8 protein-coding genes are annotated in these 8,921 nt (G+C 44.2%); 4 read left to right on the top strand and 4 right to left on the bottom strand.

Features of this window, described 5'->3' with window-relative positions:
• The first annotated feature begins 160 nt into the window (after positions 1-160).
• The 4 genes from AB4589_RS08275 to AB4589_RS08260 are packed head-to-tail and all read left to right on the top strand — an operon-like array spanning position 161 to position 4,256.
• The gene (locus AB4589_RS08275) at positions 161-1,327 is read left to right on the top strand and encodes an ABC transporter substrate-binding protein (RefSeq protein ID WP_372100102.1); all 1,167 of its coding nucleotides are present in this window, start codon (positions 161-163) and stop codon (positions 1,325-1,327) included.
• A gap of 5 nt (positions 1,328-1,332) precedes the next feature.
• Positions 1,333-3,033 carry an ABC transporter permease gene (locus AB4589_RS08270; protein ID WP_371710359.1) on the top strand — a complete coding sequence of 567 codons (1,701 nt, stop codon included), beginning with the start codon at positions 1,333-1,335 and terminating at the stop codon, positions 3,031-3,033.
• Positions 2,999-3,649, top strand: coding sequence for an ATP-binding cassette domain-containing protein (locus AB4589_RS08265; RefSeq protein WP_371710358.1), 651 nt, complete (start codon positions 2,999-3,001; stop codon positions 3,647-3,649). Before AB4589_RS08270 ends, AB4589_RS08265 begins: the two co-directional genes overlap by 35 nt.
• Entirely contained in the window at positions 3,639-4,256 is a 618-nt protein-coding gene (locus AB4589_RS08260) for a CDP-alcohol phosphatidyltransferase family protein (RefSeq protein WP_371710357.1), read from the top strand. Before AB4589_RS08265 ends, AB4589_RS08260 begins: the two co-directional genes overlap by 11 nt.
• A gap of 406 nt (positions 4,257-4,662) precedes the next feature.
• Here the strand turns inward: AB4589_RS08260 and AB4589_RS08255 are convergent, their stop codons facing one another.
• From AB4589_RS08255 to AB4589_RS08240, 4 genes are all read right to left on the bottom strand, one after another.
• The gene (locus tag AB4589_RS08255) at positions 4,663-5,244 is read right to left on the bottom strand and encodes a TetR/AcrR family transcriptional regulator (RefSeq protein WP_017104255.1); all 582 of its coding nucleotides are present in this window, start codon (positions 5,242-5,244) and stop codon (positions 4,663-4,665) included.
• 319 nt (positions 5,245-5,563) lie between these two features.
• Complete coding sequence (locus AB4589_RS08250) at positions 5,564-5,959, bottom strand: phosphate ABC transporter substrate-binding protein (protein WP_017104256.1); 396 nt, start codon at positions 5,957-5,959, stop codon at positions 5,564-5,566.
• Positions 5,960-5,970: 11 nt separating this feature from the next.
• Positions 5,971-7,236, bottom strand: coding sequence for a hypothetical protein (locus AB4589_RS08245; RefSeq protein ID WP_372100099.1), 1,266 nt, complete (start codon positions 7,234-7,236; stop codon positions 5,971-5,973).
• A 12-nt stretch (positions 7,237-7,248) separates the two neighbouring features.
• The gene (locus tag AB4589_RS08240) at positions 7,249-8,868 is read right to left on the bottom strand and encodes a methyl-accepting chemotaxis protein (RefSeq protein WP_009846436.1); all 1,620 of its coding nucleotides are present in this window, start codon (positions 8,866-8,868) and stop codon (positions 7,249-7,251) included.
• Between the last annotated feature and the right edge of the window lie 53 nt (positions 8,869-8,921).

Below are 8,921 nucleotides of genomic sequence, written 5' to 3'. Positions count from 1 at the left end.
TTTGTTGAGGGAGATTTGCTTAGAGTGACTAGGCTACTTCCCCCTCGCCGCGATTAAAACGCTTTTATCTCGAACAAAATTTAACCTCGAAAGGTCAACACGCCCTAGGGAGTTTGAAAATACAATGCTCTTGCCCGTTCACTACCAAATGGAAAAGTTTATGAACAAGATAGTAAGTACGTTAGGAATCATGGCAACCGTTGCATACAGCGCAGCCATTTACGCTGATGAAGCAACATCAACCAATAGCTGGAACCAAATAGAACAGCAGGCAGAGGGACAAACTGTCTACTTTCACGCTTGGGGCGGAAGCCAAGAAATTAATCGTTACCTACAATGGGCAGGCAAGGAGTTACAAAGTGACTACGGTGTGACCTTAAAGCATGTAAAAGTAACCGACATTGCTGAAACGACTACTCGACTACTTGCAGAAAAAGCCGCAGGCAAGAACAGCGAAGGCAGTGTCGATATCGTTTGGATTAATGGTGAGAACTTTCGCTCGATGAAAGACAATGCGCTGTTATTTGGACCATTCACAGAATCACTTCCAAACTGGCAGTACGTTGATAAATCTTTACCAATTGATGTCGATTTCTCGGAGCCAACCGAAGGCTTAGAAGCACCTTGGGGCGTCGGACAACTTGTGTTCATCCACGACCAAGAGACACTAAACAATCCGCCACAATCGTTTTCAGAGATGTTGAGCTACGCTCAAGCTTTCCCTAACCGCTTAAGCTACCCTCGCCCACCTGAATTTCATGGCACCAGCTTCATCAAGTCTCTACTGATTGAGCTAACAGGCAACAACCCTGCACTGGCTCAACCTGTTTCGGAAGACAACTTCCAAGAAGTTACTGCACCACTTTGGGCTTACTTAGATAAATTCCATAAAGTGGCATGGCGCGGTGGTAAACAATTCCCAGCGGGCACATCGGAAAGTATCCAACTTCTGGATGATGGTCAGCTCGATTTAGCGATTACCTTTAACCCAAATTCTGTCTATTCAGCACAATCAAGTGGCCGCCTAGCTGAAACTACCAAGGCCTATGCTCTAGAAAGCGGTGCTCTGTCTAACATTCACTTCCTTGCGATTCCTTGGAATGCTAATGCAAGTGCTGGCGCTCAGGTAACCATCAACTTCTTGTTGAGCCCAGAAGCACAATCACGCAAAGGCGACCTCAATGTTTGGGGCGATCCTTCAGTGTTGAGCAGCAAATACCTGACCGGTAGCGCTAAAAATACCCAGCAATTTAAATCGATTGATGAACCACACCCTAGCTGGCAAAACGCGCTCGAGAAAGAGTGGCTTAAGCGATACGGTAACTAAAATTCATGCTACGCGCTCTATATTTTGTTGTTATAGCTGTGTGCATTGTCCCTACGATTCCTGGGGTAGCGGGAGTAGTAGCCTCGTCACTGAGTTTCATCCCGCCCCTAGGTTTAGAGGAACCAACACTCAACGGTTTTAACCAAGTCTTTCAATGGGAAGGGGCTTGGCACTCTATTGGTTTGAGCCTCGGTTCAGCGGTCGCCAGCAGCTACATTGCCTGCTTCCTGACCTTTTGTATTCTTCAGGCTTCTTGGGGAAACAAGTTTTGGAGAAAGATTGAGCTAACGCTATCGCCAATGCTTGCCATTCCGCATGTGGCTTTCGCTATCGGCTTTGCTTTTCTGTTTAGCCCAACAGGGCTTGGCGCAAGAGCCGTGCATCACTTACTTGGTGAATCGGCTACAAGCTCTGAATTGGCTTTGCTGATAAAAGATCCTTACGCGTTTGGCCTAATCATTATGCTCGCACTCAAAGAAGTGCCCTTCTTATTGCTGATGAGCATTTCGATACTTCAACAAATCGATGTTGAACGCATCACTAAGGTCAGTGCCTCTCTGGGTTATAGCCGTGCTCAGATCTGGTGGAAGTGTATTTTCCCACAATGGTTTACCAAGCTTCGCTTCCCTATGTTGGCGGTGCTTGCTTACAGCGTATCGGTTGTCGACATCGCTCTGATCATTGGCCCAACCAATCCGCCGACCTTTGCCGTTTTGGTATGGCAATGGTTTAACGACCCAGACCTTAATCTATTGCCACGAGCTGCCGCTGGCGCCATCGTTTTATTCGGTTTGGCTTCGTTGATCATCGCCCTAGCGCGTCTAATCGAATGGGCAATTCTCAAGTACTTTAGAACTTGGCAATATTCAGGAAGAACAGGTATTAACCTTCCAGGAAAAACGGCCTTCGCAGTGCTTGCTGCATTGTCACTGCTGTTCATTCCACTAATGGGGATTTGGAGTGTTGCCCAACGTTGGCGTTTCCCTGATTTACTTCCAAGTCGCTACAGCATGCGTTTCTGGGAGTTTGAGTGGGATGGCATCATGAGCACCGTCGGGCAAAGCTTGTGGATTGGCCTTATTGCCGCTTCCGTTGCTTTATTACTCGCGCTGGTAGCTCATGAGTACCGAATCAAATACAAGTGGCAAGTTCCGGGCTTTATTATCGCGATTCCCATGTTGATACCTCAACTCTCGGTATTGTTCGGCATGCAAGTGACCACGCTTTATATCGGCAGCAGCGCCTATGAATTTTGGGTAATTTGGGCGCATGTTTTCTTTGCTTTCCCGTTTGTGTATCTGTCTTTGGATGGCCCTTGGAAAAGCTTCAATGACGGCCTGATAAAAGCCTCGTTGAGCTTGGGTAAATCGCCATTTCAAAGCTGGTACTCCATCAAGCTGCCTATCTTGTTACCCGCTATTGCCTTTGCTTGGGCGGTCGGGATCAGCGTAAGTTTGGCTCAGTACTTACCCACCTTGATGCTCGGCGCGGGCCGTATTAGCACAATCACCACAGAAGCCGTTGCCCTTACCAGTGGTTTCGACCGCAGAGTGACAGCTATCTATGCCATTTGGCAGGCCCTATTGCCTCTGTTCTTTTTCTCTTTAGCGATATTAGTCAGCCGACTTCAACTCAGATATCGCCGTCTTACTTTTAAAGGTTTTCTAACGAATGAGTCTGCATCTCAACGACCTCGCCATCCGTAAAACCGATGGAGATTCGCTGTTCTCAGCGCTAAACGTAACATTAGAATCAGGCCAAGTATTGGCTTTGATGGGGCCGAGTGGCTGCGGAAAGTCGACCTTGTTGGACGCCGTAGCTGGGCACTTAAATGATGAGTTTTCGTATTCTGGCACCGTTATTTTGAACGACATTCAGCTGGATGACCTTCCATCACATCAGCGTGAAGTCGGTATTCTTTTTCAAGATGACTTGTTGTTCCCTCACCTCAAGGTATGGGAAAACTTGGCGTTCTCTCTGCCTAATTCAATTAAGGGCTCCGCTCGTCAACAGCAAGCGATGGCTGCACTAAAAGACATAGAGCTAACTCACTTGGCAGAGTCTTTCCCGGATCAAATATCTGGCGGTCAACGTGCAAGAATCAGCTTAACTCGTATGTTATTGGCGAAGCCGAAGCTCGCCCTACTCGACGAACCGTTTAGTAAGTTAGACCAAGAGTTAAGAGCACAATTTCGCGATTGGGTCTTCGAACAGCTGACAAAAGCAAATATCCCAACATTAATGGTCACGCACGACGAAGCTGACGTACCTCAAGGGGCGCAAGTGCTGTCTTGGCCATGGAGGAGTCATCATGCTGGATAAGTACTCCATCAAGGTCATTAAGTGGCCATTAAACCAATCAGCTAAGTTACTGAGTCAATTCGGTATCACGGCAAATCAAACCACCTTATTTGGCTTTCTGGTCGGGTGTTTAGCGTTTCCGGCGTTGGCATTTCAACATTACGAATGGGCGCTAGGCTTCATTGTGTTCAACCGAGTATGTGATGGGCTTGATGGGGCTTTGGCTCGAATCCAAGGCATTAGTGACGCTGGCGGTTTTCTCGACATCAGCCTCGATTTCCTTTTCTATTCGTTAATTCCTTTTGGCTTTGTTATTGCGAACCCAGAACACAACGCCATTGCCGGTGCGTTTTTGATCTTCTCTTTTATCGGTACTGGCAGCAGCTTTTTGGCGTTTGCCGTGATGGCAGGCAAACGAGGCATCGAAAACCCAGTCTATAAGCATAAGTCTCTGTACTACATGTCAGGGCTAACCGAAGGCACTGAAACCATCGCTTGTTTCATCGCGTTCTGTATTTGGCCTCAACACTTTGCGGTTATCGCTTACACCTTTGGTGCAGCTTGTTGGCTAACCACGTTCATGCGTATTTATTTTGGGTTCCAGACACTCAAGGCTCAAACTAGCTAGGGCGTGTTGATCTTTCGAGCTGATTTTTGCAGCGAGTTACTGGATATTTATACAAGACAGAGGCTTTGATGTGTAGCTAGCCTACATGAGAAGCCGATAACGTAGTAGAAATAACCAGTAAACGCTGCCCGGAGGGTTCGACTAAAAGCGTTTTACTCTTTGTTGAGGGAGATTTGCTTAGAATGACTAGGCTACATATCCCTCGCCGCGATTAAAACGCTTTTATATCGAACAAAATTTAACCACGAAAGGTCAACACGCCCTAGTATTAGTTTCTGTATTTCTCATAAATAAAAACGCCGCTCAAATGAGCGGCGTTTTTTCGTGTCAGTTTTTGAGGAATTAGGAGTTAAGACTTAAAAATCCAAAATGTAACTTACGAATAATTCATTTAATAAGCAGTTATTTAATAAGCAAAGCGAGTCTCTTCTTTAAATAAGCTAGCTATAACCTCTTGGTATTGCATAAGGTTAAACGTAGAGTTGTCATTGTTATATTTTTGTTGCTTGTTTGCTAGATATGGTTGAGACACTAACGACGTAACCAGCATCTGGTAATAATGAAAGTTTGACTCGTTACAGCCATCAACTAAATAAAGAAGATTTTCAAGAGTCTTATTGTAGGTGTAACCAAACTTAGACTCTTTAAGGCGTTGAACATTTTCGTAATTGTATGAACTTCCGCCAAAAGTGAATAGTAAAAAGATGTTAGGCGAAGCTTCCCAAAACTCGATAAGTTCAGAAAGTAAGTGTTGTAGTTGTATTCCATCCACTCTCTGATACTTTGAGAACTGATCTTGAAAACGACTTGTATGCTCTTCGATGAGCTGATCAAACAATTGCTCTTTGTTATTAAAGTAATAAAGAATTAACGCGGGGCTTACACCCGCAGACTTAGCAATAGACCGAATTGAAACTTTACTATAAGGCTGAGAAATAAATAGCTTTTCTGCTGAGCTCAAGATTTTCGTTCTTTTGTCATTTAGCATCAGATTGTATCCTCACCTATTTGTTTATATTACCCGCGCATTCTATAACCCAAGCAGATAATCTCAACATGCCCACTTTTATATCAAACAAACTAAATGCATAAAAATATAAAAAATTTGGATTTTTTAGAAAATAGAACAAAAAACAACCAGTAAGATTGCCTTATAAAACAATAAGATAGGGAATTAACAAGCGAGTGTAAGCGGTAAGTAAGAGAGTTCGAGCAGTATGTAAGCCAATGTAAGAGTGGCGCCCTATTAGAGCGCCACACGAAAAGCCTTTACTTTGCAGCTCAAGCTTTTATTTTAAAGCTCAAGATTAAAGCTTTAGAAGAACCTTAACTGAACTATCAACTAAAGAGTCATCGATATAAGCAATTTTGTTTGAAGAGCTAGCGACCATGTCTTTCGCTAAGCTTTCTTGACCTACAGCTTTAGGTGGTTGACCTTTACCCGTAAATACTCGCTTTGCCCAGTAAGCTTGAAGCTGTGCTTCTGTCTTCTTTGTAATTGCTTGGTGAAAAGTACCCTTAAGTGGGTGACCGTCTTCCAAGTCTACCGCTTCAATCTGTAGAGACTTTGCTTTACCTAGATACAGTTTTTTAACTGTTGAAGCGTCCAGCTCACTCATTGATGGATTACCAACAACAACCAAACCAGCGAAAGCGTTCATGCTGCTAAGAAGAGCAGCGGCTACCAATGCTTTTTTAAACATAATTCTCTTCCTTAAAATACAGCGTCGACTTTAACCGTGTACAAGATGTTGTCTTCGTTCTTGTATAGTGGGTTAACACCACCATTAGTTGAACCGAAGTTGGTTAGGTAGCTAACATCACCTTTCAGCGCGATATTAGGCATAAAGTCCCAACGAGTACCGATGCTGTAAGTTGTGCGTTGAACATTTAAGCCACTTGCAACGTATTTTGCTGACTTGTAATCATTCGGGCTTCCGGTGCCTAATAGCGCTTTCATACCTGTACTTTTCACTTGGCCATTGCGCTCAGCATCGTCTGTTGTCTCCATATGCGCAGCAGTCACGTAAGGTGTGAATTCGTTCACACGGTAAGATACTGTCAGGTAAGCTGCATCTACATCTTGGTAAAAACCTTCTACTGTTGTGCGAGTCACTTCTGAAACAAGCGCTAGGTTACCGTTGTCGTATCGACCACCAATACCGTAAAATTTCGCTTTTTCATCATTGAATTTAGTATTCTGCATTTCATACGAATTCCCCGGGTTTAGTGGGTCATTATCTAAGATCCAATTAGTGCTTGAGCTAACTGTTGCTTGAGCGTAAACCGCACGTAATGTCCAAGTGTCGTCGGTCCAGTTGATCACCCCACCAACGATATCATCGAACTGAGTATCGGCACTATAGGTATGCTTAGAAGCTGAAAGCTTTTGTGCTCCTACAAAACCTTGGAATGATGCTGTGCTATCTTCCAACTCAACATCGTAAATGAAATCCCCACCAGTCAGTGATGTAAGAACGACTGGGCCGTATACTTCGCTAGGTACGCGAACGCTTGTTTGAGCGTAACCCACCTCTAGGTAGTCAGAGTACATGAAAAGAGGAAGACGCAGCTTACCGCCACGAAGTGTCAGGTTTGGTGTTACTTTATGGCTTAGAAATGCCCACTCAACATCCGGTGTCCAGTTTTCTTTCTTAGTGCCTCGAGCAACCATTTGCACTACAGCTGAAGTAGAGTCGTTAACTTCAAACTCACCCTGCAAACCAATTAGAGAACCTTCTTCAAAGCGTACTTTGTTTTCTGACTTCATGAAACCATGGCTATGGTTACCAAGTTGCATGTTCAAAGACGCAAAACCGTTGAAGTTAAACTTATCAGCGACTGAATTTAGTTCTTTTGCTTCAAGAATAGCGACCTTGTTTTCAAGCTCAGCCAATTTTTGCTCATCTGTAGCGTGTGCAGCGAATGAAGTCGCAAGTGCTACCGCTAACGGCAATAAGCGAAAAGAGGAGTTAGTCATTGTTGTTCTCCGTTATACTTTAAATTGTGATGTTGATTTACTCAGCTCTGTAACGATGCCACTCAGTTGGTGACTTAGAGCTTCGAGTTGATCTGTCGACTGAGACACTTGATGAGAGCACTGTCTAAAATCATCCATATGGGTGTGGATTTGTTTTGAAGCACGAGCTTGATGCTCTGTAGTACTTGCAATTTGTTTGTTGAGCTCGGTAATTTCTTCTACCTGGCCACTAATTTCTAATAGATAGTCACCCGCGTTTTGCGCGTCTCCAACCGCCTGTGACGAGCTCGCTAAGCCTTGGTCCATAGCGCCAACAGCAGCGTTCGAGCCGGACTTAAGGTCGACCAACAAGGCATTAATTTCTGTTGCGGATTGTTGAGTATTGTTCGCTAACACGCGCACTTCATCGGAAACAACAGCAAAGCCTCGGCCATGTTCACCCGCTCGCGCAGCTTCAATTGCAGCATTTAGTGCTAACAAATTCGTTTGCTCAGCGACACTTTGTATTGTGTTTAGTATTGAGCCAACATTGCTTGCATTCTGATCGAGTTCTTTCAACTTACAGGCCGTATCACGGATGTTTGTCGCAAGCTCTTCAATTTCTTTACTCGTTTTAAGAACCACTTGTGTTCCTGTTTGAGCACTAGAATTGGCTTTTTGAGCTTGAGAATCTGCATGCGATGCAAAGTTAACAACTTGTTCTATGAGGTCGATGATGTTATTGACCGCCTCGGTAACCTCTTCGATGTGATCACGTTGAGTGCTATTTAGAGCCAAGGTTTGATTCGACTCGCTACGAATCTTGTCGCTGACAACCTCAAGCTCGTGTCCAATGCTTAACGTACTCGCGATAATGCCTTGTAGCTTTTCAATGAATTGATTGAAACTCTCAACAAGCGTTGATATCTCATCTTTTCCTGCGTAGTCGATGCGTACCGTTAAGTCACCATCCCCAGTCGCAATCGCCTTCATCTTTTCTGTCACAAGCAATATTGAGCTAATAACCGATTTGAATATTGCGTAACCAACCGAAATCACAGAGATCAAAAAGAACACACCTAACCAAATAGATTGATTCGCAGCGTCGTTTGCGGCTTTTTCAGAGTGCAAGATAGTGTCTACGACCTTCTGACTCGCGGATGCACGTAACGTCTCGCTTAACGCAACTAATGAATCATATTCAGTGCTAAGTTGGTTCGCTCTGGAGGTCAGGCTCTCGAAAGAGTCATTGAGATTAATAAAATCTTCGCTCAGCGCGTACGCAGAATCCGTGTACCTTGCTAGTTGTTGTGACAGTTTATTAAAAGCTGTCGCTTGTGAAGGTAAAACATCGGCACCACGACTCGCTTCAACTTGCAGTTCAGAAGAAATTTGACGTGCAAAATCGAGAGCTTGCTCATCTTCCATCACGACAGCAGCTTCGAACTGTTGCTTCACGTTAGGTAAAAGAGAATATATTTTCGTCGCATGCTCAAGTGCAGGGTAGTAACTTGACTCTAACTGCTTTAGGCGCTGACTATTATCATTATGAATAAAGACATTTATTGAGATAATGGCAGCTAGGCTAAGAGATATTATTGAGAGCAGTACAATAAACTGTACTTTAATGTTGATATAGCGAGACAATAGCATAAGGTTTTTTCATTAGCGCTGGTTGTGGCTGATGGTAACGTTTGTTCATATTT

Source organism: Vibrio sp. 10N.222.49.A3 (assembly GCF_041475145.1).
GTDB lineage: Bacteria > Pseudomonadota > Gammaproteobacteria > Enterobacterales > Vibrionaceae > Vibrio > Vibrio tasmaniensis_A.
This window is presented reverse-complemented; position numbering and strand designations above follow the sequence as displayed.

What these genes read in the sequence shown, in the direction of transcription:
- AB4589_RS08265 (WP_371710358.1), top strand. Translation starts at nt 2,999, where the DNA reads ATGAGTCTGCATCTCAACGACCTCGCCATCCGTAAAACCGATGGAGAT.
- AB4589_RS08255 (WP_017104255.1), bottom strand. Translation starts at nt 5,244, where the DNA reads ATGCTAAATGACAAAAGAACGAAAATCTTGAGCTCAGCAGAAAAGCTA.
- AB4589_RS08250 (WP_017104256.1), bottom strand. Translation starts at nt 5,959, where the DNA reads ATGTTTAAAAAAGCATTGGTAGCCGCTGCTCTTCTTAGCAGCATGAAC.
- AB4589_RS08260 (WP_371710357.1), top strand. Translation starts at nt 3,639, where the DNA reads ATGCTGGATAAGTACTCCATCAAGGTCATTAAGTGGCCATTAAACCAA.
- AB4589_RS08245 (WP_372100099.1), bottom strand. Translation starts at nt 7,236, where the DNA reads ATGACTAACTCCTCTTTTCGCTTATTGCCGTTAGCGGTAGCACTTGCG.
- AB4589_RS08240 (WP_009846436.1), bottom strand. Translation starts at nt 8,868, where the DNA reads ATGCTATTGTCTCGCTATATCAACATTAAAGTACAGTTTATTGTACTG.
- AB4589_RS08275 (WP_372100102.1), top strand. Translation starts at nt 161, where the DNA reads ATGAACAAGATAGTAAGTACGTTAGGAATCATGGCAACCGTTGCATAC.
- AB4589_RS08270 (WP_371710359.1), top strand. Translation starts at nt 1,333, where the DNA reads ATGCTACGCGCTCTATATTTTGTTGTTATAGCTGTGTGCATTGTCCCT.